Below are 21,814 nucleotides of genomic sequence, written 5' to 3'. Positions count from 1 at the left end.
TGGACACCGCCGACAGGACGGGGACGTCGGGATCACCCGTGAAATCGGTACAGCGACGTGACGTACGGCAGTCGGTTGAACATCCAAATCGCGACCGGCAGCCCCACGACCGTGATCGCGAGGAACGACGCCACGTTCGCCCACAGCAGGCTCAGCCACCACCCGACAAAGACGAAGTAGACCGCTCGGACGGCGAGCGAGCGTTGCCCTCGCGCCGACTCGGGTTCCGAAAGCGAGCGCGGCTCCGCGAGGGTGAGCACCGTCGGCACGAGGTTGAGTAGCTTGATGCCGATCGGGAGCAGGACGACCGTGACGTTGAGCAACCACGCGGTGTTGACGACGATGGGGGTTGCCCACCAGCCGACGAACACGAACCATAGGGCACGAACCAAGAGGGACCGTTGTGTCATCAGTCGCGTTAGATCCCGAGGCGGGATACTCCTGTCGTCGGTCTCAGTCACGGTTCGACCTGCCTCAAGCAGGTCCTGCTTCAGATGCCTGAGCCCTTCCCCGACGCCCTGTTTTCACGGCAGCCGCTCGCCGCAGGAGGGACAGTACACCGCGTCTTCGCCGGGGGGTCGTGCCCCGCAGTTCGGGCAGCTCCCGTACACTCGCGTCTCAGTCGTCCCGTCGGACGGCGTCCCGGCAGCGAGCGCGTACACGCTCTCGCCGGCTCCGACGTAGACAGCGTCTTCGCCGACGGTCACCGACGAGACGGCATCGTCGGCCTCGAAGCGCCACCGCTCTGAGCCGGTGTCGGCGTCGACCACAGATAGGGTTCCCGCCTCGGTCCCGACGTACAGACGGCCGCCTGCGACCGTGAGCGAGCGAACCGGCTCCGGGGTCTCGAACTGCCACCGGAAGCGGCCGGTGGCCGCCGTCACGGCGCACACCCAGTGACGGCCCCCGGCCGTGTCGTCCGGGTGAAAGGCGAGATACGCCGTCTCAGCGTCCGCCGCGACGCGGCCGACCGACCCGTCAGTGTCGGCCACGTCCTCGTCGTCGAGCCGCCAGGCCTCGGTCCCGGTCATTCTGTTCACCACGCAGAGAGTCGGGTCGTACCCCCTCTCGGCAACCAGGGCAACATCCCCGCCCAGTACTATGTCTCTGACGTCGTGGGCCTCGAACTCCCACCGCTGGGTGCCGGTTGCCGTGTCGACCGCGCACAGATCTTTCCGCTCCAGCGTCGTCGTCAGATCCGCGGTCCCAACGTAGAGCGTCCCGTCGGCCACCCCGAGCGCGGCGGGGACGTCGACCGTGGGGACGCTCCACTTTTCGATACCGGTGTCGGCGTCGATCGCCGCGACGCGCTCGTCCGGATAGGACCCGCCCCCGGCGTAGATCGTGTTCCCGTCCGTCGCCAGCACGGACTCCGGCGGCACCGACGCCTCCCACCGCTTCGTCCCGGAATCGATCGCGACCGCGAGCAGGCTGTCGGCCTCGGCGGCGTAGACCGTCCCGTCGTCGACTTGCATCGCAACGAACTGATCTCTCGTGTCCAGCCGCCATCTTGGCTTCCCGGTTACCGCCTCCAGGGCGTAGAGATCCCGACCGCGGACGCAGACGGTCCCCTGCACCGCCTCGACAGACGGGACGCCGCCCCGTCCGAGCGGGGCGGAGCGGTCCGCCGTCTGGACCTCGAAGCGCCAGCGAAGCGTTCCGGGCTCCGTCATAGATGTCGTTACGAGAACATCAAGCCCCACGACCATGACTGTAGCGGTTTGTATTCGTGTTCGAGAGGCCGTGGAACCGCGGTGGCGGCCGGCGGTGGACATTCGAGGGACTGCGGAACCGGATGGCAGCCAACAATATAAACGAGTGCCGACCGTAGGCGCACCTATGAGCCAGTATCTTGTCGCCGTCGACGGATCGGAGGCGAGTGACGACGCGTTGGCATACGCGATCGACCTCGCGGGACAGACAGGCGCGTCCCTGATCGTTGCGTACGCCGTCGAGCCACGCGTCCTCGTCGAGGGGACGGGCGAGGAAGCGCCGACGAACGCCGAGGTGGGAGAGCGGATCTACACGGAGAACGTCGAGGTGGCCGAAGAGCGGGGCGAGGAGGTTCTGGCGGACGCCCGAGAACGAGTCGAGGCGGCGGACGTCGCCGTCGAGACGACACTCCTCTACGGCGATCCGGTCGACAGCGTCGCCGACTACGCCGCAGCGGAGGCAGTCGAGTCGATCTTCGTCGGCCACCGCGGGCTGTCGGGGCGCGTCGAGGGGATGGTCGGCAGCGTCGCGAAGGGCCTCGTCCAACACGCGAGCGTTCCAGTGACAGTAGTGAAGTGACACCCGACCGATCCGGCCGTCCCGTGAGACGGCACTGATGCTCGAACTCGACGGGACCGACGGCGGCGGACAGCTCGTCCGTACGGCGCTTTCGCTCTCGGTCGTCGACGGGCAGCCGTTCCGGATGGAGAACGTCCGGGCCAACAGACCGAACCCTGGACTAAAGCGCCAGCATCTCGCCTGCGTCGAACTCCTCGCGTCGCTGGTCGACGCGGACGTCGACGGCGCGGAGAAGGGTGCCGAAACGCTGACCTTCGATCCGGGGACGGACGCCGACGAAGCGATCACACCGGACACCGACGACTTCGAGGGCGAGACCCTGCAGAGCGGCCGGTCGGGGCCGACAGTGTCGGCGATGGACGACGACCTGCCGGAACCGATCGCCGTCGACGTCGGCACCGCCGGCAGCGTCACGCTGATCGCCGATACGGTGCTCCCGCTCGCCGGGCGGCTCGCGGCGCCGATACGCCTCCGACTCGGCGGCGGCACGGACGTGAAGTGGTCGCCGTCGACGGACTACCTCCGGCACGTCAAACTTCCGCTGCTCCGGACCTGCGGCCTCGAGGCCACGGTCTCGGTGAACCGACGCGGGTTCTATCCCGCCGGCGGCGGCGAACTCGCTCTCGACATTCGTCCGTCGACGCTGTCGCCGATCCTGCTCCCGGAGAGACCAACCACTGTCGCGGGTGGCCGGCCGGCAGTCTCCCGGCTCTCCGCTCGGGCAGTCGCCACCCGGGACCTCGAAGACAGCGACGTCGCCGACCGGATGGCCGAGACCGCCCTGTCGCTGCTTTCGGAGCGCGAGCGATTCGACGAGACAACCCAGAATGCGACAGCGAGATACGTCGAGTCCGACTCCACCGGTGCGGTCATCACACTCGTCGGCGAGGGCGATGCCGGGAGGCCCTCCGAGATGGCGGCGAAGGATGATGCGTTCCGAGCGCGCCCACGGGCAGGCTTCGTTGCTCACGGCGAGCGCGGTGTGCCCGCCGAAGACGTCGCCGCGGAGGCCGTCGACGCCGCGGCAGCGTGGCACCGAACCGACGCGCCGGTCGACGAACATCTCGGTGATCAGCTCGTCGTGTGGCTTGCGCTCGCCGGCGGGGAAAGCAAGATCCCACGCGTCACCGACCACGTCCGGACCAACGTCGCACTCGTCCGATCGTTCGGGTACGACGTGGCGATCCAGGATCGCTCCGGCGACGGCCCCGCGACGCTTTCGGCGCCCAGATAGCCCCGCTCGGACTCGTTTTCAGCCGGGAGAACCGTCGGCGTCCGTCCACTGTCTCTATCCTGCGGAGACTTCGCTTTCGTCGACTGTCCCTATACTGCGGAGACTTCGCTTTCGTCGACTGTCCCCAGCGGAGATCTCTCTCAGTTAATAGCTCAAAATTCAAATATGATAATTAGAGCGGTGATTTTAATTATAAGTTCGTACTACTGTCAGGTATGCAGACGAACGAATCGTCGTACGCTGAGACGAGCGTTCCCGCCGGCGCGCTCCTCATCGCCCTCGGCGTCGGAATCTGGGCACTGCACGGCCTCGTCGGCGTGTTCACCGGCTGGGGATGGGCCGCGGCCGTCGGCAGCCTCTGGGTCGTCCTGGGGGCGCTGCTTTTGTTCTCGGACGTCCGCGTCTACCAGTTCGGCCGATCGCCGGTCGAGCAACTCCTGCTCGACGGCGAAGAACAGTAACCGAGGACCGCGACACAGCAGGTCAGTCTTCTTCGGTCGTCGTCCGGTCGATCTCGACGTCCCCGGTATGAATCGCAGCCCCGTCCTGTGCCACCTGCCGGGCGAGCACGGCGCATTTGATCCGCATCGGCGAGATGTCGACGCCGAGCATCTCGGTGATATCGTCGGTCCCCATCGCGTCCAGTTCCGACAGCGTCGTCCCCTGGAGTCGCTCCGAGAGCATACTCGCGGAGGCCTGACTGATCGCACACCCGTCGCCGGTGAACGTCACGTACTCGATCGTCTCCCCGTCGTCTTCGAGGCTGACGTTCATCGTTATCGTGTCGCCGCAGGAGGGATTCTCCCCGGTGTGTGAGAAGTCCGGATCCGCCATCTCGCCCTTGTTCCGGGGGTTCTTGTAGTGATCCAGGATCTGCTGCCGATACATATCCGAGCCCATTCCCATTGTTGTCGGAAGTAGGGCGCTTTGGCGCAAAAGAGTTCCGCTGCTTACGTATCGCCGCTGTCTCCGGGCGCGTCGGCGTCGTCGCTCCCTGTCAGCTTCGTCCACTTCTTCTCGACGTCGCGGTTGGCGACGACGACCGTGTCGCCCTCGGCGTTCCGGAAGCGCGTCTTCCGCAGTTCGATCGCCTCGACGGTACCGGTGACGGGATCGGCCTTCACCTCGTCGCCGGGGTTGAAGTCGGGGTCCCGGAGGAGATACACCCCGGCGACGGTGTCGGCGATCATATTCGAGAGCGCATAGGAGATGCCGAGCGCGATGAACCCGGCAGCGGTGCCGAGGCTGGCGGCGATCTCGCCCATCCCGAAGATTTTCAGCAGTGTCAGCGCCGCCCCGAACCAGAGGAAGACGCTCGCAATCGTCACCGTGAGGTCGACCACAAGCCGCTGTTGGACGGGATAGACGGTTTCGAGCGTTCGACGGAGCACAGCAGTGAGCAGCCGGATCCCCACGTACACGATCGCGAGGAAGACGAGGCCGGTCAGGACCTTCGGCGCGGCCGTCTGCAGCCCCGCGGCGAACTCGTTGATCGTTCGCTCGATCGTAGTCACGAGAAACCGGGCGAGGGTGGGCATCGGTGGCGGTGAGAGACGGGTTAGCCACTAATAAGTACGGTCGTCGATGCGGCTTCCGGAGAAGCAGACAGCCGCGGCTGGCGGGGCCGATAGATGGAACGCCGTGTCGAATTTGCCACTCCGGCGGCGCGGAGCACTGGTGCTGTCACCGCTGCCAGAACGCCGGCGTGAAGATGACGAGCACCGAGAGGATCTCGAGCCGACCGATCCACATCAGGAAGATCATATAGAGTTTCGCCGCGTCGGAAAACGGCAGGAAGCTGTCCATCGGTCCGACGGGGCCGAATCCGGGACCGACGTTCCCGAGTGTCGCGATCGCGACGCTCATCGCTTCGAGACCGGTCAGCGTGAGTTCGGGGGTGCGGAAGCTATCGAGAAAGAGAAGGGCCGTCGAGACGACGAACAAGAGCAGGAAGACCACCACGAACACGAACACGTCCCGGACCGTCTCCTCCTCGACGACGCCCTGTCGCAGCCGGATCGGTTTGATCGCCTCGGGATGGACGGAGGTGAACAGGGCACGGCTGATGGATTTCTGCACGAGCACCCATCGAATGAGCTTGATGGAACCGGCGGCGGATCCCGCCGAACCGCCGAGAAAGTACGCGAAAAGGAGGATCGTCTGGGCGGAGGCGTCCCACGTGTTGAAGTCCATACTTGCGTATCCGGTCGTGGTCACGATAGCGACGGTCTGAAAGAGCCCCTGTCGGAGCGCGTCCTCGACGTTGCCCGGAATGAGACCGACGTTCGGGGGCATCCCGGCGAGTCCGATACCCAAGAAGAGCACCGCTGAGATCACGGCGCCGACGCCGGCGATAGCGAGGAGATAGCCCCGAAATTCGGTGTCACGGAGCAGCCGGCGGGGCTGACCCCGAAGCACGTACCAGAACAGCGCGAAATTCGTCCCTGCAACGATCATAAAGGGCATAATCGCCCACTGAACGACCGGGGCGAACGCCTCGACGCTCCGGGCCTCCGGTGAGAAGCCGCCCGTGGGCAACGTCGTGAGGGCGTGTGCGACCGCGTTGTAGAGGTCCATATTGGGCGCTGCCCCGCTCACGTGGAGCCCGTAGTAGACGATGGCAGCGACGACAGTGAGGCCGGCGTAGATCCCCCACAGCGCGCGTGCGGTCTCCTGGATTCGGGGCGTCAGTTTCTCCATCGAGAGCCCCGGCGACTCCTGGTTGATGATCTGGGCGCCCCCGACGGAGAGTTGCGGGAGGATCGCGACCATCAACACGAGAATCCCCATCCCGCCGAGCCACTGGGTGAGCTGTCGCCACATCAGCATCGCGTGGCCGTGCTGCTCGATCGAGATCTCGCCGAGGACGGTTGCACCGGTCGTCGTGAAGCCGCTCATACTCTCGAACAGCGCGTTGATCGGGGTCGCGACGGTGCCGGAGCCCGCGACGAGATACGGGACTGTCCCCGCCAGCGGCACCACCAGCCACGCGAGACTGACGAGGAGGAACGCCTCCCGGTTTCCCAGTTCCCCGTCGGTTCGGATCCGTTCGACGAGTGCACCAACGCCGACCATCACGGCGCTCGTAACCACGAACGGAAGCGGATCTTCGGCGTAGTAGATCGCCAAGACGAACGGAAACAGCGGCGTCACGCCGAGATATTTGAGCACCGTTCCGATGTGAGCGATGCTCACTCTGTAATCGACGTACGTGCTCAGCGTCTGAACCATCAGCTACCCTAGATCCCAGGCGGGGACAAATGGCCGTTTCGGGAGCACCCCACGGGATATCCGAAGCCGGCGGCACGAACCGAGAAACGGAACCGACGGAACGCCGCCGAGCCGCGTCAGGCGAACAGCTGCCGCGCGTCGTCGACGGCGTCGACGAGCGCGTCGATTTCGTCTTTCGTGTTGTAGATATAGAACGACGCGCGGGTCGAGGCCGGCACGCCGAGTTTGTCGTGCAGCGGCTGGGTGCAGTGGTCGCCGGCGCGGATCGCGACGCCGTGGTCGTTGAGGATGCTGGAGAGGTCGTGGGCGTGGACACCCTCGAGGTTGAACGCGACGAGGCCGCCGCGTTCGTCGCCCGGCGGGCCATAGATCTCGACGTCGTCGAAGTCGGTCAGTCGGTCGTAGGCGTACTCCGCGAGCAGTTCCTCGTGAGCCTGCACGCGGTCCATCCCGACCTCGTCGAGGTAGTCGATCGCAGCGTGGAGCCCGATGCCCTGCGCGATGACGGGCGTGCCCGCCTCGAACTTCCACGGGAGATCCTCCCACGTCGAGTCCTCGTAGGTGACGCTTCTGATCATCTCGCCGCCGTAGAGGTACGGCTGCATCTCCTCGAGCAGGTGTTCCTTCCCGTAGAGGACGCCGATCCCGGTCGGGCCGAGCATCTTGTGCCCGGAGAAGGCGAAGAAGTCGGCGTCGATGTCAGCGACGTCGACCGGTCGTGTCGGGACCGACTGCGCGCCGTCGACGAAGATGTACGCGCCGTGGTCGTGGGCCAGATCCGCGAGTTCGGACGCTGGGACGACCGTCCCGAGGGTGTTCGAGACGTGGACGACAGACACCATCGCGGTCGAGTCGTCGATCAGTTCCGCCGCGTGATCCATATCGAGGCGGCCCTCCTCGTCGATGCGGATGTACTCGACGCTGGCACCTGTCTTCTTGGCGATCTGCTGCCAGGTGACAAGCGAGGCGTGGTGTTCCATCTCGGTCAGCACGACCGTATCGCCGGGGCCGAGTTCCGCGAGGCCCCACGCGTAGGCGACGAGGTTCATCGACTCGGTCGTGTTCTTCGTGAAGATGATCTCCTCGCGGCCCGCGGCGCCGATGAACTCGGCGACCCGGTCGTGTGCCTTCTCGTAGGCGACCGAGGCTTCCTGGCTCAGGTGGTGGATCCCCCGGTGGACGTTCGAGTTGTAGCCGTAGTAGTAGTCGACGAGCGACTCGACGACGGCTTTCGGCGTCTGGCTCGTCGCCGCGTTGTCGAGGTAGACGAGCGGGTGGGTGTCGTCGGCCGTTTCACCCGGCGTCTCGATGTCGCCGCCGACCTGCCGGTCGAGGATCGGAAAGTCCTCGCGGATGCCCGCGACGTCGATCGGATAGGTTTCCTGGGTTCCCATTAGGACCGTATAACGGCCCCAGCACTAACACGCCTTCGGTCGGGGAGGGACTCGTGGGTCACCAGAGCGGAAACAGACGGCTAGGGGGCGTAGTAGTATTCGCCCTGCTTCTTCTGCTTGCGGTCGAGTTGTGACTCCGGCTTGTTGATGCGGGGCCGCTTGGTCCGCTCGTCGCGGCGGAAGGTGATGTCCAGATCCGCGAGGAAGTCGTTCATCCCCGCGCGCATCTCCTGTGGAGCCGTCGCGTGGCCGTATTCGGAGGGCTCGCCGTCGAACACCATCAGCCGATCCGCGAGCAGATCGATCATGTAGATGTCGTGGTCGATGACGAGCACCGTCTCGTCGTGGTTCTCGGCGTACCGCCGGATTGCGGTGGTCGCCTGCACGCGCTGTTCGACGTCGAGGTGCGCCGAGGGCTCGTCCATCACGTAGAGGTCGGCGTCCTCGGAGAGACACGCCGCGATGGCGACGCGCTGCCGTTCACCGCCCGAGAGGTCGTTGAGGTTCCGCTCCATAATCCGGTCGAGCTGGAGCGGCTGGGCGACCTCGGTCTTCCAGTAGGAGGTGCCGAAGTCCTCGGTGATCGACGAGAGAAACGTGTCGACGCGCATCGGCTGGTCGATGTCGATGTACTGCGGTTTATACGAGATGTCGAGCTCGAAGTCGAGGTCGCCCTCGTCGGGTTCGAGCGCGCCCGTGAACAGTTTCGCGAGCGTCGACTTCCCGATCCCGTTGGGGCCGACGACGCCCAGTACCTCGGATTCGTAGATCGTTCCGGGGTCGACTTCGAGCGAGAACTCGCCCTCGCCGTAGGACTTCGCAAGCGCCGGGTAGTCGACGAGTGGCGTCGACTTCGAGGTCTCCCGCGGCGCGTGTTCCTGAAACTCGATCTCGCCCGGGCGGATCCGCATATTCTCGTTGGAGAGATAGCCCGTGAGATACTCGTTGATACCGTTTCTGACGGACTTCGGGTCCGTGATGACGCCGAACGCCCCGGGTTCGCCGTAGGCGACGTGCAGCGAGTCCGCCAGCAGATCCAGGATGGCGAGGTCGTGTTCGACCACCAGCACCGCGCGCTCTTCGTCTTCCGCGAGTTCGCGGATCAGCCGCGCCGCGGTGACGCGCTGGCCGATGTCGAGGTACGGCGAGACCTCGTCGAGGAAGTAGAAGTCCCGGTCGCGGGCGAGCGTGGCCGCGAGCGCGACTCGCTGCAGTTCGCCGCCGGAGAGCGTATCCAGCGGCTGGTCGACGACGGGGCGGATGCCCAGCCGGTCGATATAGTCGTCGAGCGCGCCGCGTTCGTCGGTCGACGCGAGCAGTTCGCTCGTCGTCCCGTCGAACTGGTTCGGCAGCTGGTCGACGTACTGGGGCTTGCGCGCGATAGTGACGTCACCGTCCTGCACCCGCTCGATGTAGGTCTGCAGTTCCGTCCCTCGGAATCGGTCGAGGACGGTCTCCCAGTCCGCCTCCGCCTCGTGGTCGCCGAGGTTGGGGATCATCTCCCCGGCGAGAGCGTGGACGGCTGTCGTCTTCCCGATCCCGTTGGGGCCGAGGATGCCCGTGACGGTGCCCGATTCGGGAACCGGCAGCCCGTACAGCGCGAAGGCGTTCTCGCCGTAGCGGTGGACCGGGTCGTCCTCGAGTTCGGTCGGGAGGTTGATGATCTCGATCGCGTCGAACGGGCACTTCTCGACGCAGATGCCGCAGGTCTCACCCAGACAGATCTCCTCGGAGATCCGGATCTGGTCGGGGTCGCCGTCGAAGGGTTCGTCGTCCTCGTAGTGCTCGCCGCGAGTGACGATACACTCCTGCCCCGTCCGGTTCGGCGGGCAGTAGTTCGCACACTCGTAACTGCAGCGGTCGGGCTGGCATCGATCCAGGTCGACGACCGCGATGCTGTCGTCCGCCATCGATTACACCGTGACTCCTTCAGTCAGGAGGACGCCGAAGGTGATGAACCACAGCGTGAACGTCATAAACGCCACGTAGAGGTAGTCCTTGGCGCCGAATTCGGAGATATCGATGCCGACGACGCGCAGAATCGGGAACTGCGCGAGGATCAGCGCCCCGACGAGCAGAAGCGACTGCTGGCTCGCCGCGGCGGCGACATCGGTCCCGACGAACCTGGCCGACGCCAGCGCGGCGGCGATGCCGGCGAGGCAGGCGAGCGTGGTGACCGTGACTCCCCGGAGGTGATCGGAGAGCCCGCCCTGCGATTCCGTAGCCATACCTACGCTTCCGACACCCGGCGTCAAAAGCCGTTCGTTCCGCCGATGGGGAGTCCGAACCGTCGCGCTCGTGGCGGGTCGCATTCGAAGTGGTTAAAACCGCCACGACGGAAGTAGCGGTAACTCGCTGGTCGGACGGGACGCCAGCGGGCACCCGAGGGATCGGGACGAAATGTGGGTCGGCGTCGAACGTCGCCCGAATCGCAAGCGCCCGTGGTGAACCTATGGCACGAAGCTTCTACTCACACATCAAGGACGCGTGGAAGCAGCCCGGCGACGGGAAAGTCGCCGAGTTGCAGTGGCAGCGAAAGCAGGAGTGGCGCGATCAGGGCGCCATCGTCCGCATCGACCGACCGACGCGCCTCGACAAGGCCCGCGAACTCGGCTACAAGGCCAAGCAGGGCATCGTCGTTGCGCGCGTCTCCGTCCGCAAGGGCGGGGCCCGGAAGCAGCGCTTTACCGCCGGCCGCCGCAGCAAGCGGCAGGGCGTCAACCGCATCGGTCGCCGCAAGAGCATCCAGCGCATCGCCGAGGAGCGCGCCGCCCGCAAGTACCCGAACCTGCGGACGCTCGCCTCCTACTGGGTCGGGGAGGACGGCTCCCAGAAGTGGCACGAAGTGATCCTCGTCGATCCCGAGCACCCCGCGATCGAGAACGACGACGACCTCAACTGGATCTGCAGCGACGACCACAAGGGCCGCGCCTTCCGCGGCCTGACCAACGCCGGCCGATCGAACCGCGGCCTCCAGAACCGCGGCAAAGGTGCCGAGCACACGCGACCGAGCGTGTCGTCCGGACGGAATCGCGGCAAATAGCGACAGCAGGCGCGGCGGCCACCCGCTGCGAGATACCGCATTTCTTTCGCGCACTACTGTCCAGCGACTGCCCTCGACAGCGTCCGGCGGTCACTCCCGCGGGTCACGATCGGCCCCGGGGTACTCCCCGCCGACGACCTCCCGGTAGAGGCTCTCGGCGTCGAACAGCGTCGCGAAGGCGCGGGGGTGCCGCGCGCTGACGGACAGCCGACTCCCGAGCGTCGCCCCCGCCTTCGCGGAGAGCAGCCGGTCGTCGAAGGAAAGCAGATGCATCGCCCCCCCGCGGTAGGCGGTAGCCAGCGCCGGATGATCGCCCGCGGGGTGGGAAACGAGATCGACCCACGCAGCGGCGCGTTCGCGCCAGTCCCTCGCCAGATCGGGATCCGTGAGGTCGGCAATCACCGCCTCGGCGTCGGACAGCAGGCGCTCGCTCGAAAGGAGCGTCGTCCAGGAGTGCGAGCGGAGCGGATCGAGCGCACGCCGGGCGTCGCCACCGACAAGCAGGTCCGCCGCGAGGACGTCGGCGTCGGCGACAACGCGGGCGGGCCCCGAATCGACCGGTGGCGCCGACCGCTCCTCTGCGGCGTCGGACGCCGCTGGTCGGTCGTCGCGAACGGTGGAAAGTGCCGCCGACACGTCCGCTTCGTCGACGTCCCAGCCGTCGGCACGATCGAAGAGTCGCCGCCACGAGTCCATACGTCCGGAAGTGTCTCCCACACCCAAGTATCCTCGCGTTCCACTGCCAATTCGGGCGAAATCTCCGCGACGTCTGCCGGTTCCGCAGCCCGGAAGTCTGCCCCCCGTCTGACGCAGTTTTAAGTGTGGCTCGGAAGACCAAACGACTGGGCGCGCGCCGACGGCCTCAATCAGTTCCCATCCTCCCACACGCGCGCCCGGCACGCGGACGTTGCACCCCGGTGGGCAGGCGTCGTCGTCCCCCGACGGCGCACCCAGCGGTTTTCCCGATCACTGGTCGCTCGATGCTCGTCCAGAGAAAGTCAAGGAGCTGCGCGGCCGGCCACAAAAGAGCCCGCTACGCGCCCAGTAGTGCCGTCTTCGCCCGTTCGAGCCCGTCGTGTTCGACGACGAGGGCGATGCGATCTTTTGGCTCGACGACCGTCCCCGGTAGCGGGATCGTCATCGACTCGCCACGGCGGCCGTGAGCGTAGATCCGGCCGAAGTCGCCGAGGTCGATCTCGTTGACCTTCTGTCCGACCACCGGAGCACCCTCCGGGATCGCGACCGTCGTGAGTCGGAGCCTTTCGGTCAGTTCGTCGATCGCGCTGAAACTCCCGCCGAGCAGCGCCGTCTTCGCGCCCGCGGCCCCGAGCCGCTCGGGGTAGATCACCTCGTCGACGTCCTCCTCGTACTGCTCGTAGATCTCCTCGCGGTAATCCTCGCTGATCCGCATCGCCACGCGGCAGCCGAACTGCTTGCCGATCATACAGGCGGCGAAGTTCGTGTTCGGATCGCCGGTGAGCCCGCCGACTGCGACCGCGTCCACGACGCCCGCCCGTTTCAGCACCGACTCGTTGCTGCCGTCGCCCTCGACGACCTCGAAACCCGCTTCGCGGGCTCGGTCGGCCTTCTCGGGATCGTTCTCGACGACGACGACCGGATGGCCCTCCTCGTGGAGGATCCGGGCGGTCCGCGCGCCGACCCGCCCGTATCCGACGATGATAAACGACATACGTCAACGTAACACACTCGGGGTACAAAAGCGTGCGCCGGCCCGGTCTCCGGGCGAAACTATTTGCTGCTCGTGCCGGTCTGGGTACATATGGAGCAAGACGGACCCGAATCGGTCCTGCACGAGTGGCACCGGCGGTTCATCGGCCCGGTGACCGACAGCAGCGCCGTCTACGCGGGGTTCGGCCTCTTTTTTGCCGGCGTCGGTCTGGTGGTCGTCTCGATCGCGACGTTCCTGTGGAGCACGACCTACCCGGCGGGCGAACCGTTCAAATACGTGCTGCGGGAGTGGGCGGTGACGACCGGCGCGGGCGGCGTGCCGACGGTCCTGCTCGGCGTCACGGTCCTGTTGCCGGTCTCGCGTCGCGTCGACGCCATCGGCGCGGCCGGGCTGGCCGCCTGCGTCGTCGCGACCGCGCGGTTCAGGCAGGTGTACCCGCAGGCGTGGTACACCTACAGCAGTGAGGTCGTCGGCCTCTACGCGCTCGGCGCGGTAATCGTCGTTGCGACCGCCGGCACAGCGCTGTCGAGCTATCACGCCGAGCGGACCGGACGACAGATCGCACAGCGGAAACTGGACGGGGAAGACGCAGACAGCGAATCGGACGCAGAGGCGGACGTAACCGACGCCCAGGTGCAGGCAGACATCGACGAGGCGATGTCGGGCGCCGAGATCAACTGGGGCGGCGTCGAACGGGACAACAACCGCTCGATCACGCTCACGACGCCCGACGAAGACGACTTCGACCGGCCCGAGGGGGCCGACGTCGGCGCGAAGGAGACCCGCGGGGGAAGCGTCGACGACGCCGTCGAGGGGCTCCGCGGGCTCCAGGGGGGGGATCGGAAGGTCGAAAGCGGCTCCGGCACCGACGAGCAGGCAAACGCCCTCGCCGAACTCCGGGCGGTGCAGGAAGAACGCGACGAGCGCGAGGAGGAGGGACTGGTCGACAGAGTCCGCTCTCTGTTCCGGTGAGGCCGGGGGTGACGGCCGGGCGAGGAAAAACCGGACAGGGTGTATCCGCACTGAAGATTTTTATCTATGCCTTCAGACGTACGGGTATGGCAAAGGGACTAGATGTCGGCACGATGAATATCATCTCCTCCAAGCCGGAGGGGAATGGAACGAAGTTCGTCCAGCAGCGCAACTCGTTCGTCGAGATCGAGTACAGCGATATGGCAGAACAGATGCTGTCCCGGAGTGAGGTCCTCCACATCCGAAAGGACGACAAGGTGTACGTCGTCGGTGACGACGCCCTCAACTTCGCGAACATCTTCAACAAGGAGACCCGGCGGCCGATGGAGCAGGGGATCCTCTCCAGCGACGAGGCCTCTGCGATCCCGATGATCAAACTGATCACCGAGCAGGTGATCGGCGAGCCCGAAGAGTCCGACGAGAAACTGTTCTTCTCCTCGCCGGCAGATCCGATCGACTCGGATCTCTCGACGCTGTATCATCAGAAAACCCTCGAATCGATGCTGGCGGAGACCGGGTTCGATCCGGAGCCGATCAACGAAGGGATGGCCGTGATCTACAGCGAACTGTCGGACAACAACTTCACCGGGCTTGGCGTCTCCTTCGGCGCAGGGATGACGAACGTCTGTCTGGCGTACTACGCCGTGCCGGTGATGAAGTTCTCGATCGCCCGCGGCGGCGACTGGATCGACCGGCAGGCCGCACAGGCGACTGGCACGCCGGTCGACAAGGTGACCTCGATCAAAGAAGACGACTTCACGCTCGATTTCACCACCGACGTCGGCGGCGTCGAGGGCGCTCTCTCGATCTACTACGAGAACCTGCTCGACTACGTGATCGAGCAGATCTCCGCGGAGGTCGACGAGGAGGACATCGAGGAGGACCTCGACGTCCCCGTGGTGGTGACCGGCGGCACCTCAAGCCCCGACGGCTTCGAGGACCTCTTCGCCCAGCACTTCGAGGACATCGACATCCCGTTCACTATCAGCGACGTGCGCAGCGTCGACGATCCGCTCTACAGCGTCGCGCGCGGCGCACTCGTCGCCGCACGCTCCGAAGAGGAGTCCGGCAGTCCGGCCCCAGGCCCCGCCGAGGAGTAACCCAGAGGCGGGACCGGTCGATCAGCCGGAACTTCCAGCCCCGTCGTCGCTGTCGGGGTCGCCAGCACCGCTCTCGGTGGCCGCAGCCGAATATGTCTCGCTTCCGCGGCCGGTTTCCTCCCCCTCGCCGGACTCGTCGGCCGTCGTCTCGTCGCTTTCAGGCTCAGCAGCCACCGCTCCGTCTCCGTCGGCAGATGCCGCTTGTCCGCCCCTATCGTCGGTCTCGCCGGTGTCTCCCCCGTCTTCGGGCTCGTTGGCATCCCCGTCGTCGGTCTCGCCGGCGTCTCCCCCGTCTTCGGTTTCCTCAGCATCCCCGTCTTCGGTCTCGTTGGCATCCCCGTCGTCGCTCCCGTCGCCCTCCCCGTCATCGATTTCCTCGCCCTCCCCGTCGTGGGCTACCGTGGCGTAGAACCGCGCGAGGGCGTCGTCCCACGTCTCCGTGTTCTCCTGCGGTCGTGTGTGGTCCGACTCGACGTTTGCGTACCGGCAGTGCTCACAGTAGACGGTCTCACGGCCCTCGTTCAGGGAGATCCTGGCGAGCGTTCTGCCACACCGAGGACAGTCCATACGTAGACCTTCGCACACAGCCGTATTGTCTTATCGCCGCACGGGTACCGAACCAGAACCCGCGATTGTCGTACGACAGACAGCAATAATCGACGCTGTAGCCCCGTAGAGACCGGAAAAGCGGCCAGTCCGGAATCAACGAAACGTGTCAACACGACACGCGGAACGGTCTTACGCTCGGTGCGCGTATTTGTGCGGTATGATGGCCACCACGCACGCCCTCGCAGGCGTGGCACTCGCGACGCTCCTCGGCGTGCTCTTTCCGGAGAGCGCGGCCGGAACGTCAGTGATCCCCATCGCTGCCGCAGCCCTCGGCGGCCTGTTCCCGGACTTCGACCTCTATGCGGGCCACCGCCGGACGCTGCACTTTCCGGTGTACTTCAGCGTCGCCGCCGCCGCGGCCGTCTTCGTCGCGGTCGCCGCGACCGCGTTCGTCCCCGCTGCTGCGCTGATCGTCATCTCCGTCGCGCTGTTTCTTTCGGCCGCAGCCGTCCACTCGGGGATGGACGCCCTCGGTGGCGGCCTCGAACTGAAGCCGTGGCTCGGCAACTCCGAACGAGCGGTGTACAGCCACTACCACCGGCGCTGGCTCCGCCCGCGACGCTGGGTCCGCTACGACGGCGCGCCCGAGGACCTCCTCGTCGCCGTCGCCTTCGCCCTGCCCGCGATCGCCGTCTACGACGGATCGGTCCAGACGGGAGTGCTCGCGGCGGTCGGGATTTCGGCGGTATACGTCCTGCTGCGGAAGCCGATGGTGATCGTCACCCAGGTGATCGTCGACGCGCTGCCCGCGTCCGTCGTCACTCGGCTGCCGGCCCGGTTCGTCGAGGACTTCCGATAGCACGGCGAGGGCGCGAAGTCACCAGCAGTGCGAAGCCGCAGGCGGACGGGATTTTTCACCCGCGCCCCCGTCGGGATTCGTATGGACACCCGACGCGTGTTGCTCGTCGACGCTTTCACCGCCGATCCGCTCGCCGGTAACGCGGCCGGCGTCGTGCCGACGGCGGACGATCTCTCGACCGACCAGATGCGGGCGATCGCCCGCGAACTCGCCGTCAGCGAGACGGCGTTCGTGCTTCCCTCCGAAACCGCCGACCGGCGGCTCCGGTTCTTTTCGCCGACCCAGGAGGTCGATCTCTGCGGGCACGCGACGATCGCAACGCACGCGCACCTCCACGAGACCGGGACGATCGAGTCCGGCGACCACACAGTCGAGACCGAGGTGGGCGTCCTCGACGTCGAAGTCGAACCGGACGGCGTCGTCTGGATGACGCAGAACAATCCCCGGGTCGAGCGGGTCACGGTCGACTACGACCGTCTCGGCGACGCACTGGGGATCGACCCCGCCGCGCTCGAAGACGTCGGCGCCGACATCCCGACGGCGGTGGCCTCGACGGGGCTGCCGTTCCTGTTCGTCCCGGTGAACTTCTTAGAGCACCTCGGCGGCGCCGATCCCGATCAGGAAGCCATCGCGGCGCTCGCCGAGGAGGTCGACGCGGCGGGGATCTACGCGTTCACCTTCGACGCACTCGACGCCGACTCGACGCTGCACGGCCGTGCGTTCGCGCCCGGCGTCGGGATCCCCGAAGATCCGGTCACAGGGACTGCAAGCGGCGCCTGCGGCGCGTACCTGCGCGAGGTGGGCGCGTTCGACGAGTTCCCCGACGAACTACAGCTGGAGCAGGGATACTTCCTCGATCGACCGGGGACTGTTCGCGTCCAGGTCGGTGCGAACGTTCGGGTCGGCGGCCGCGCGGTGACGTCGCTCGACGGCCGGCTGACGGTCCCGCCGGACGAGGACGACGACATCATCGAGGTGTAGGCTGTCGCCGCCGTTGATCGCGAGAAAACAGCGATCGAGGGGCCCCAGGCGACCCGCTCACCTAACTAGAGGCGGAGGCCCCTCCCTCAAGGAGCGCTGGGCTTCCGGCTCCGGCGGAAGCACAAGCGAGTAGGGTGGGGAGGAAGCCGACTCGCCACTGACCAGCCGCTAAACTATTGCTTGTCACTCCAAATTTTAAGTAACTTTGAATATATATGTGAAAGCACAGTGGGGTACCGTCGAACCGCCGTAATCAAGCTCGATACACCGGAAGGTGCGGATGTACACCTTCAAGAGACTATCGAGCAGTTCAAATACTGTTCCAACACCGCGAGCGAGTGGTGCTGGCACGGAGACGACGGGTACCACGTCACCTCGAAAGCCAAAGCCGAACGTGGTCTCTACGACCAGCTCCGCGAAGAGACAGGATTGACCGCAAACCTCGTCCAGAAGGGGATTCGCCAAGCCGTCGAAGCTGTCAAAAGCGGCGTCGAACGCCTCAAAAACGACCAAGACACGTCTCGTCCGACGTTTACAGCTGATACCGCGATCTACGACAAGCGAAGCGCCACGTTCCACCGTGATCACGTTTCGCTGTCAACCGTGGATGGGCGTATCGAATGCGACTACATCCTGCCCGATGACGCCGAGAAGCCGCCGACGAAGTATATCGCCAACGAGGACTACGAGTTTCGGCGGGCAACACTCCATCGACGTGACGGCGAGTGGTATCTCCACGCATCAATGCTCAAAGAGGACGACGACACCGACACCACGACCGAGCACAGAACAGTCCTCGGTGTCGACCTCGGTGTAAACAACCTCGCGGTCGCTTCGACCGGACGGTTCTGGTCGGCAGACGAGTTCAACCACTGGAAACGCGAGTACGAAAAGCGGCGCGGCGACCTCCAACAGTGCGGGACGCGGGCGGCACACGACGCGATAGCAGGCGTCGAGCGCAAGGAGGACGGCCGCTTCGAGATATTCCTGCATCGTGTCGCTACCGAGATCGTGTCCGAAGCTGTCGAACACGAGTGTTCGCAGATCGTGTTCGAGGACTTGACAGACATTCGTGAGAACATCCCACAGGCGTCGTGGCAGCATCTGTGGGCGTTCCGTCGCCTCTACGAGTACGTCGCGTACAAAGGGCCCGAACAGGGTATCGAAGCCGTCCAAGTAGGCCCACGGAACACGTCGAAACGATGTTCGACGTGTGGATTTACCCACGACGACAACCGTGACGGTGACGAGTTCGAGTGTCAGGACTGCGGCTATCAGAACCACGCGGACTACAACGCGGCGAAAAACATCGGTTTGCAGTATCTCCGTCGTCGGCAAAACGCAGACGACGGAGGCGCACCCGTAGACGTGCGCTTGAATCGCGGGACGCTGAACGTGAGTGGGGAGTACAACCCTCCCGCCTCATCCGAGGCATAGAACGGGAGTCCACGCGAAAGCCCTTCCCTCAACGAGCGAGCGGGTCCGTAGACCCCGAGCGAAGTAGGGGAGGGTAGTTTACCCGATGTACCGCAGGTCGTCGTCGGTCGGCATCCCGCTCTGTTGGTTCTGCATCTCCTGGATCTTCTCGGCGACCTCTTTCATCTCCTCGGCGCGCTCTTCGAGGGTGTCGTAGTCGACGGTGAAGCCGACGACGGTTTCGAGCACCTCCAGCACCGCCTGCGCGCTGGTCGGATCGACGAGGTACCCGCTCGTCTCGCCCATCAGACAGACCGACGAGAAGCCTCGTCGGCCGCCGAGGCCGAGCAACAGACCGCTCACGCCGACGATACCGCCCGCGGGTTCGCCCTCGCGGAACGAGACGCCGGCGTCCGCCAGTGCGTCGATGTCGTCGGCGTCGCTGACGGCGCCGAGCACGTCGGGTTCCTCGACGAGTTCGCCGGTCGGGACGCCGCCGAGCGCGTACACGTCCTCGACGTCGAAGGAGTCGGCGACGTCGAGGAACGCGTCCGTGATGTGGTAGTGTCCCGAGTGGGACTGTGCCTGGTGGTCGCCGGTCAAAACCACGAGGTCGCGGTCGCCCGCGTCGACGGCGTGGAACTCCGCGCACGCCAGCGAGGCGACGCCGTCGTCGTCGACGCCGACCTGCGGGGGGAACTCGTCGGCGTAGACCCGTGCGACGAGGTCGGAGTCGAACTCCTCTAAGAGATGCTCTGCAGCCAACTTGCCGACGTGTCCGACGCCGGGGAGCCCCTCGACGAGCGCCGGATCGCGGAGCGGCGGCTCCGCGAGCGTCTCGATCTCGATATGTTCCATACCCTCACTCGCGGACGCGGCGTTTAAGAGCGCGTCGGTACTCGCCGTAGGCGTCCTCGGGGTCGAACGGCGCGGGCGCGGAGTTTTCGGTGTCCGCGCCACACTCGGGGCACGTCGACCCGAGGGTGTAGACCGGCCGGTCGTGGGAGTCAGACCAATCCGAACAGACGCGGATGTCGGATTTCATCGGAACAGGTCGGGAGAAAGAACTACTCCTCGTCTTCGCGTCGCTCGCGGTGGTACTCGGCGGTGCCGCCGTCGGTTTCGATCCGCGTTTTCGCCCGCCCGGCAGCCGATTCGAGGGCGTCCTCGGCGGTCTTGTAGTCGGGCGCCTGGACGCGGATGCGGTACTCCGGAGCGCCGACGTAGGTGACCTCGAGGTCGATCTCCTCGGGAACCTCGTCGTCGTCGCCTTCGGCCGCCTGCAGCGCCTCCTTGATCCGGTCGACGCCGTCGCCGGTCGGACACCGGAGGTCGACGTAGCCCGTGACGTTCACGTACGGGACGGAGACGTTCTGCCGGGCCGTCTGGACGATGGCGTCGACCTCCTCGTCGTCGAGGTCGACGTCCTCGAGGGCGTCGGTGCCGTGGATCGCGGCCGTCTCGAAGCCGTCATAGAGCGTCTCGAAGTCCGCGAGGATCGCGTTGGCGATGGCGCTGTAGCGCTCGTCGTCGATATCCTCGCCGAAGGCGATCTCCATCCAGTTGTCGGCCTTCTGTTGGTTTTTCCACTCCTGAATCTTCTCTTTGCGCTGGTGCTCGTTGACGTCCTTGATCGAGAGGTCGATCTGCTGGGCGCTTTCGTCGACGTCGAGCACCTTCGCGACGACCGTCTGTCCCTCGCGGACGTGGTCGCGGACGTTCTTGATCCACCCGCTCGCGACCTCGCTGATGTGACAGAGGCCGCGTTTGTTCTCGTACTCGTCGAGATCGACGAAGACCCCGAAGTCGGTGATCTCGTCGACCTCGCCGACGACGAGTTCGCCCGACTCGGGCCATCCGCTGTACTTCATATATTGGAACCTCCGAAAGGGGAGTTACGCCTCGGCCGAGCGGCGTTCGACCGTCTCGAGAACCTCGCCGTGAATGTCGGCGTCGCCGCCGGTCGGCGTCGCGAGCGTCGTGCCACAGACCGCACAGTTGACCGTCGTCGACGCCTTGCCGAACAGCACCTGTTCGTTGTCGCAGTCCGCACACCGCACGCGGTAGAAGTTTCCTGCCATCGTTACTCCTGGAAGCGGAGGCGACCGGCGCGCCATCCCTCGCGCATGTGGGCTTTCCCGCAGTCCGAGCAGATGTACTTCAGGTGCGTCTTCTTCGTCGGCTTGTCGCCACCGGGGACCTTCGAGAACTTCCCGGCGTTCCCGATGACGGCCTTCCCGCGGCGGGTCTGGCGTGCGTTCCACTTCATTCCGGTCGACCGACCCGTTCGGACCTTCTCGACCTCGTGTTCGTGGTGCCCGTCGCAGTTCGGGCAGTACGTGTTGAATCGGCGTGGCATTTCCATAGATATCGACCTTGTGCGCCATTCGATATCGGCGGTTAAAACCCGTTTGGTTCGCACCGACCGCGAAACGGGGGTTCGGCGGGGTCCCGTCGCGACGCGTCTCCGAAGCGATTAAGCCCCGACTGGGCCAACGACGGGGTATGAAGAAGGTCATCATCCGCGGGGACCCGGGCATCGGTCGGGGCGCGACGATCGAAGTCGACGGCGAGGAACTCGTCTGTTTCGGGATCGACAGACAGAGCGACTACCACGGCGCCGACCGGCCGCAACTGTGGTGTACGGTCGGAACCGAGGACGAACGGGAGACCTTCGAGAAACGCGAGTTCGTCCCGCACTTCCTGGACGTCGTCGCCGTCGACGCGGAGGCGATCACGGTCATCTCCAAACGCGGCTCGTAGGTCGTTTCCGAACGCGGTTCAGAGGGTCGTTTCGGAACCCAATTCAGAGGGTCGTTTCCGAACGCGGACTGCAGAATCGGCTCCGGTCGTGGCAACCGAGGCCGGACACGACACCCTTCGGGTAGCCCGCCACTTCGACCCTCATCGCTCTGGGAAACCTACTGCTTCGGCATCCATCGCTCTGGGAAGCCTGCTTCTCCGACCTCATCGCTCAGCGGCCGATAGAAACGAGAATTATCGGGCGACCGTCTATCAGCACCGATATCGTGGGCTGAAGAGCTTGCTATCGG

The 21,814-nt window shown here is 65.6% G+C and carries 26 protein-coding genes; 10 read left to right on the top strand and 16 right to left on the bottom strand.

Going from position 1 to position 21,814, the window contains the following annotated elements; genetic code table 11:
* Nucleotides 1-32: 32 nt before the first annotated feature.
* Together RJT37_RS05815 and RJT37_RS05810 are read right to left on the bottom strand one after the other, a co-directional pair.
* On the bottom strand, nt 33-410 hold the full coding sequence (locus RJT37_RS05815; protein WP_313688568.1) for a YccF domain-containing protein: 378 nt from the start codon (nt 408-410) through the stop codon (nt 33-35).
* Between the two features lie 114 nt (nt 411-524).
* On the bottom strand, nt 525-1,673 hold the full coding sequence (locus tag RJT37_RS05810) for an outer membrane protein assembly factor BamB family protein (protein WP_313688566.1): 1,149 nt from the start codon (nt 1,671-1,673) through the stop codon (nt 525-527).
* 166 nt (nt 1,674-1,839) lie between these two features.
* Between RJT37_RS05810 and RJT37_RS05805 the strand changes: the two genes are divergently transcribed.
* From RJT37_RS05805 to RJT37_RS05795, 3 genes are all read left to right on the top strand, one after another.
* Nucleotides 1,840-2,292, top strand: coding sequence for a universal stress protein (locus tag RJT37_RS05805; RefSeq protein ID WP_311173169.1), 453 nt, complete (start codon nt 1,840-1,842; stop codon nt 2,290-2,292).
* A gap of 37 nt (nt 2,293-2,329) precedes the next feature.
* Complete coding sequence (gene rtcA, locus RJT37_RS05800; protein WP_313688564.1) at nt 2,330-3,526, top strand: RNA 3'-terminal phosphate cyclase; 1,197 nt, start codon at nt 2,330-2,332, stop codon at nt 3,524-3,526.
* 215 nt (nt 3,527-3,741) lie between these two features.
* Nucleotides 3,742-3,987, top strand: coding sequence for a hypothetical protein (locus RJT37_RS05795; protein WP_313688562.1), 246 nt, complete (start codon nt 3,742-3,744; stop codon nt 3,985-3,987).
* A 22-nt stretch (nt 3,988-4,009) separates the two neighbouring features.
* Here RJT37_RS05795 and sufU read toward each other — a convergent pair whose 3' ends face one another.
* From sufU to RJT37_RS05765, 6 genes are all read right to left on the bottom strand, one after another.
* Nucleotides 4,010-4,432, bottom strand: a complete 423-nt coding sequence (gene sufU / locus RJT37_RS05790) for a Fe-S cluster assembly sulfur transfer protein SufU (RefSeq protein WP_313688560.1) — start codon at nt 4,430-4,432, stop codon at nt 4,010-4,012.
* A 44-nt stretch (nt 4,433-4,476) separates the two neighbouring features.
* Nucleotides 4,477-5,064: a mechanosensitive ion channel family protein gene (locus RJT37_RS05785; RefSeq protein ID WP_313688558.1), complete on the bottom strand. Its 588-nt coding sequence runs from the start codon at nt 5,062-5,064 to the stop codon at nt 4,477-4,479.
* A 145-nt stretch (nt 5,065-5,209) separates the two neighbouring features.
* Nucleotides 5,210-6,757 carry a TrkH family potassium uptake protein gene (locus tag RJT37_RS05780; RefSeq protein WP_313688556.1) on the bottom strand — a complete coding sequence of 516 codons (1,548 nt, stop codon included), beginning with the start codon at nt 6,755-6,757 and terminating at the stop codon, nt 5,210-5,212.
* A gap of 116 nt (nt 6,758-6,873) precedes the next feature.
* Nucleotides 6,874-8,151 carry a bifunctional cysteine desulfurase/selenocysteine lyase SufS gene (gene sufS, locus RJT37_RS05775; protein WP_313688555.1) on the bottom strand — a complete coding sequence of 426 codons (1,278 nt, stop codon included), beginning with the start codon at nt 8,149-8,151 and terminating at the stop codon, nt 6,874-6,876.
* 80 nt (nt 8,152-8,231) lie between these two features.
* On the bottom strand, nt 8,232-10,061 hold the full coding sequence (locus tag RJT37_RS05770) for a ribosome biogenesis/translation initiation ATPase RLI (RefSeq protein WP_313688553.1): 1,830 nt from the start codon (nt 10,059-10,061) through the stop codon (nt 8,232-8,234).
* A gap of 3 nt (nt 10,062-10,064) precedes the next feature.
* On the bottom strand, nt 10,065-10,379 hold the full coding sequence (locus RJT37_RS05765) for an EMC6-like membrane protein (protein WP_311173160.1): 315 nt from the start codon (nt 10,377-10,379) through the stop codon (nt 10,065-10,067).
* 224 nt (nt 10,380-10,603) lie between these two features.
* On the opposite strand from RJT37_RS05765, the gene RJT37_RS05760 reads away from it, so the two are divergent.
* Nucleotides 10,604-11,194 (top strand): 50S ribosomal protein L15e, encoded by a 591-nt coding sequence (locus RJT37_RS05760; protein ID WP_313688551.1) that lies wholly within the window; start codon nt 10,604-10,606, stop codon nt 11,192-11,194.
* Nucleotides 11,195-11,284: 90 nt separating this feature from the next.
* Here RJT37_RS05760 and RJT37_RS05755 read toward each other — a convergent pair whose 3' ends face one another.
* Together RJT37_RS05755 and RJT37_RS05750 are read right to left on the bottom strand one after the other, a co-directional pair.
* Nucleotides 11,285-11,890, bottom strand: coding sequence for a DUF7384 family protein (locus RJT37_RS05755; RefSeq protein ID WP_390209111.1), 606 nt, complete (start codon nt 11,888-11,890; stop codon nt 11,285-11,287).
* Between the two features lie 337 nt (nt 11,891-12,227).
* Complete coding sequence (locus RJT37_RS05750) at nt 12,228-12,884, bottom strand: potassium channel family protein (protein WP_313688549.1); 657 nt, start codon at nt 12,882-12,884, stop codon at nt 12,228-12,230.
* 90 nt (nt 12,885-12,974) lie between these two features.
* Here RJT37_RS05750 and RJT37_RS05745 point away from each other — a divergent pair, with 90 nt between their 5' ends.
* Nucleotides 12,975-13,856 (top strand): cell division protein CdpA domain-containing protein, encoded by an 882-nt coding sequence (locus RJT37_RS05745; protein WP_313688547.1) that lies wholly within the window; start codon nt 12,975-12,977, stop codon nt 13,854-13,856.
* Nucleotides 13,857-13,942: 86 nt separating this feature from the next.
* Nucleotides 13,943-14,956, top strand: a complete 1,014-nt coding sequence (locus tag RJT37_RS05740; protein ID WP_313688546.1) for a disk-shape morphogenesis protein volactin — start codon at nt 13,943-13,945, stop codon at nt 14,954-14,956.
* A gap of 21 nt (nt 14,957-14,977) precedes the next feature.
* Here the strand turns inward: RJT37_RS05740 and RJT37_RS05735 are convergent, their stop codons facing one another.
* Nucleotides 14,978-15,523, bottom strand: a complete 546-nt coding sequence (locus RJT37_RS05735; RefSeq protein ID WP_313688544.1) for a zinc finger domain-containing protein — start codon at nt 15,521-15,523, stop codon at nt 14,978-14,980.
* Between the two features lie 199 nt (nt 15,524-15,722).
* Here RJT37_RS05735 and RJT37_RS05730 point away from each other — a divergent pair, with 199 nt between their 5' ends.
* The 3 genes from RJT37_RS05730 to RJT37_RS05720 all read left to right on the top strand — a co-directional run bounded on the left by RJT37_RS05730 (nt 15,723) and on the right by RJT37_RS05720 (nt 18,782).
* Nucleotides 15,723-16,364 (top strand): metal-dependent hydrolase, encoded by a 642-nt coding sequence (locus RJT37_RS05730; RefSeq protein WP_313688542.1) that lies wholly within the window; start codon nt 15,723-15,725, stop codon nt 16,362-16,364.
* A gap of 81 nt (nt 16,365-16,445) precedes the next feature.
* A complete protein-coding gene (locus RJT37_RS05725; protein WP_313688541.1) occupies nt 16,446-17,345 on the top strand; it encodes a PhzF family phenazine biosynthesis protein in 900 nt (299 codons plus the stop codon).
* A 228-nt stretch (nt 17,346-17,573) separates the two neighbouring features.
* Nucleotides 17,574-18,782, top strand: coding sequence for an RNA-guided endonuclease InsQ/TnpB family protein (locus RJT37_RS05720; RefSeq protein WP_313688539.1), 1,209 nt, complete (start codon nt 17,574-17,576; stop codon nt 18,780-18,782).
* Between the two features lie 78 nt (nt 18,783-18,860).
* On the opposite strand, the gene RJT37_RS05715 is transcribed toward RJT37_RS05720, so the two are convergent.
* Genes RJT37_RS05715 through RJT37_RS05695 form a run of 5 tightly spaced genes read right to left on the bottom strand, consistent with a single transcriptional unit; the run spans nt 18,861 to nt 21,126 of the window.
* Nucleotides 18,861-19,619 (bottom strand): proteasome assembly chaperone family protein, encoded by a 759-nt coding sequence (locus RJT37_RS05715; RefSeq protein WP_313688537.1) that lies wholly within the window; start codon nt 19,617-19,619, stop codon nt 18,861-18,863.
* A 4-nt stretch (nt 19,620-19,623) separates the two neighbouring features.
* Nucleotides 19,624-19,806 carry an RNA-protein complex protein Nop10 gene (locus tag RJT37_RS05710; RefSeq protein ID WP_313688535.1) on the bottom strand — a complete coding sequence of 61 codons (183 nt, stop codon included), beginning with the start codon at nt 19,804-19,806 and terminating at the stop codon, nt 19,624-19,626.
* 22 nt (nt 19,807-19,828) lie between these two features.
* The gene (locus tag RJT37_RS05705) at nt 19,829-20,632 is read right to left on the bottom strand and encodes a translation initiation factor IF-2 subunit alpha (protein ID WP_313688534.1); all 804 of its coding nucleotides are present in this window, start codon (nt 20,630-20,632) and stop codon (nt 19,829-19,831) included.
* 24 nt (nt 20,633-20,656) lie between these two features.
* Complete coding sequence (locus RJT37_RS05700) at nt 20,657-20,842, bottom strand: 30S ribosomal protein S27e (protein ID WP_313688532.1); 186 nt, start codon at nt 20,840-20,842, stop codon at nt 20,657-20,659.
* Between the two features lie 2 nt (nt 20,843-20,844).
* Nucleotides 20,845-21,126, bottom strand: coding sequence for a 50S ribosomal protein L44e (locus tag RJT37_RS05695; protein ID WP_188786109.1), 282 nt, complete (start codon nt 21,124-21,126; stop codon nt 20,845-20,847).
* Between the two features lie 140 nt (nt 21,127-21,266).
* Between RJT37_RS05695 and RJT37_RS05690 the strand changes: the two genes are divergently transcribed.
* On the top strand, nt 21,267-21,524 hold the full coding sequence (locus RJT37_RS05690; RefSeq protein ID WP_311173147.1) for an HAH_0734 family protein: 258 nt from the start codon (nt 21,267-21,269) through the stop codon (nt 21,522-21,524).
* Nucleotides 21,525-21,814: the final 290 nt, after the last annotated feature.

This window comes from Halobellus marinus, from assembly GCF_032113415.1.
GTDB lineage: Archaea > Halobacteriota > Halobacteria > Halobacteriales > Haloferacaceae > Haloquadratum > Haloquadratum marinus.
The sequence above is the reverse complement of the archived record's forward strand: the minus strand, read 5'-3'. Positions and strand labels throughout refer to the sequence as shown.

Excerpts from the sequence above, each read along its gene's own strand:
- RJT37_RS05815 (WP_313688568.1), bottom strand. The coding sequence starts at position 410 with ATGACACAACGGTCCCTCTTGGTTCGTGCCCTATGGTTCGTGTTCGTC.
- RJT37_RS05810 (WP_313688566.1), bottom strand. The coding sequence starts at position 1,673 with ATGACGGAGCCCGGAACGCTTCGCTGGCGCTTCGAGGTCCAGACGGCG.
- RJT37_RS05805 (WP_311173169.1), top strand. The coding sequence starts at position 1,840 with ATGAGCCAGTATCTTGTCGCCGTCGACGGATCGGAGGCGAGTGACGAC.
- rtcA (WP_313688564.1), top strand. The coding sequence starts at position 2,330 with ATGCTCGAACTCGACGGGACCGACGGCGGCGGACAGCTCGTCCGTACG.
- RJT37_RS05795 (WP_313688562.1), top strand. The coding sequence starts at position 3,742 with ATGCAGACGAACGAATCGTCGTACGCTGAGACGAGCGTTCCCGCCGGC.
- sufU (WP_313688560.1), bottom strand. The coding sequence starts at position 4,432 with ATGGGAATGGGCTCGGATATGTATCGGCAGCAGATCCTGGATCACTAC.
- RJT37_RS05785 (WP_313688558.1), bottom strand. The coding sequence starts at position 5,064 with ATGCCCACCCTCGCCCGGTTTCTCGTGACTACGATCGAGCGAACGATC.
- RJT37_RS05780 (WP_313688556.1), bottom strand. The coding sequence starts at position 6,757 with ATGGTTCAGACGCTGAGCACGTACGTCGATTACAGAGTGAGCATCGCT.
- sufS (WP_313688555.1), bottom strand. The coding sequence starts at position 8,151 with ATGGGAACCCAGGAAACCTATCCGATCGACGTCGCGGGCATCCGCGAG.
- RJT37_RS05770 (WP_313688553.1), bottom strand. The coding sequence starts at position 10,061 with ATGGCGGACGACAGCATCGCGGTCGTCGACCTGGATCGATGCCAGCCC.
- RJT37_RS05765 (WP_311173160.1), bottom strand. The coding sequence starts at position 10,379 with ATGGCTACGGAATCGCAGGGCGGGCTCTCCGATCACCTCCGGGGAGTC.
- RJT37_RS05760 (WP_313688551.1), top strand. The coding sequence starts at position 10,604 with ATGGCACGAAGCTTCTACTCACACATCAAGGACGCGTGGAAGCAGCCC.
- RJT37_RS05755 (WP_390209111.1), bottom strand. The coding sequence starts at position 11,890 with ATGGACTCGTGGCGGCGACTCTTCGATCGTGCCGACGGCTGGGACGTC.
- RJT37_RS05750 (WP_313688549.1), bottom strand. The coding sequence starts at position 12,884 with ATGTCGTTTATCATCGTCGGATACGGGCGGGTCGGCGCGCGGACCGCC.
- RJT37_RS05745 (WP_313688547.1), top strand. The coding sequence starts at position 12,975 with ATGGAGCAAGACGGACCCGAATCGGTCCTGCACGAGTGGCACCGGCGG.
- RJT37_RS05740 (WP_313688546.1), top strand. The coding sequence starts at position 13,943 with ATGGCAAAGGGACTAGATGTCGGCACGATGAATATCATCTCCTCCAAG.
- RJT37_RS05735 (WP_313688544.1), bottom strand. The coding sequence starts at position 15,523 with ATGGACTGTCCTCGGTGTGGCAGAACGCTCGCCAGGATCTCCCTGAAC.
- RJT37_RS05730 (WP_313688542.1), top strand. The coding sequence starts at position 15,723 with ATGATGGCCACCACGCACGCCCTCGCAGGCGTGGCACTCGCGACGCTC.
- RJT37_RS05725 (WP_313688541.1), top strand. The coding sequence starts at position 16,446 with ATGGACACCCGACGCGTGTTGCTCGTCGACGCTTTCACCGCCGATCCG.
- RJT37_RS05715 (WP_313688537.1), bottom strand. The coding sequence starts at position 19,619 with ATGGAACATATCGAGATCGAGACGCTCGCGGAGCCGCCGCTCCGCGAT.
- RJT37_RS05710 (WP_313688535.1), bottom strand. The coding sequence starts at position 19,806 with ATGAAATCCGACATCCGCGTCTGTTCGGATTGGTCTGACTCCCACGAC.
- RJT37_RS05705 (WP_313688534.1), bottom strand. The coding sequence starts at position 20,632 with ATGAAGTACAGCGGATGGCCCGAGTCGGGCGAACTCGTCGTCGGCGAG.
- RJT37_RS05700 (WP_313688532.1), bottom strand. The coding sequence starts at position 20,842 with ATGGCAGGAAACTTCTACCGCGTGCGGTGTGCGGACTGCGACAACGAA.
- RJT37_RS05695 (WP_188786109.1), bottom strand. The coding sequence starts at position 21,126 with ATGGAAATGCCACGCCGATTCAACACGTACTGCCCGAACTGCGACGGG.
- RJT37_RS05690 (WP_311173147.1), top strand. The coding sequence starts at position 21,267 with ATGAAGAAGGTCATCATCCGCGGGGACCCGGGCATCGGTCGGGGCGCG.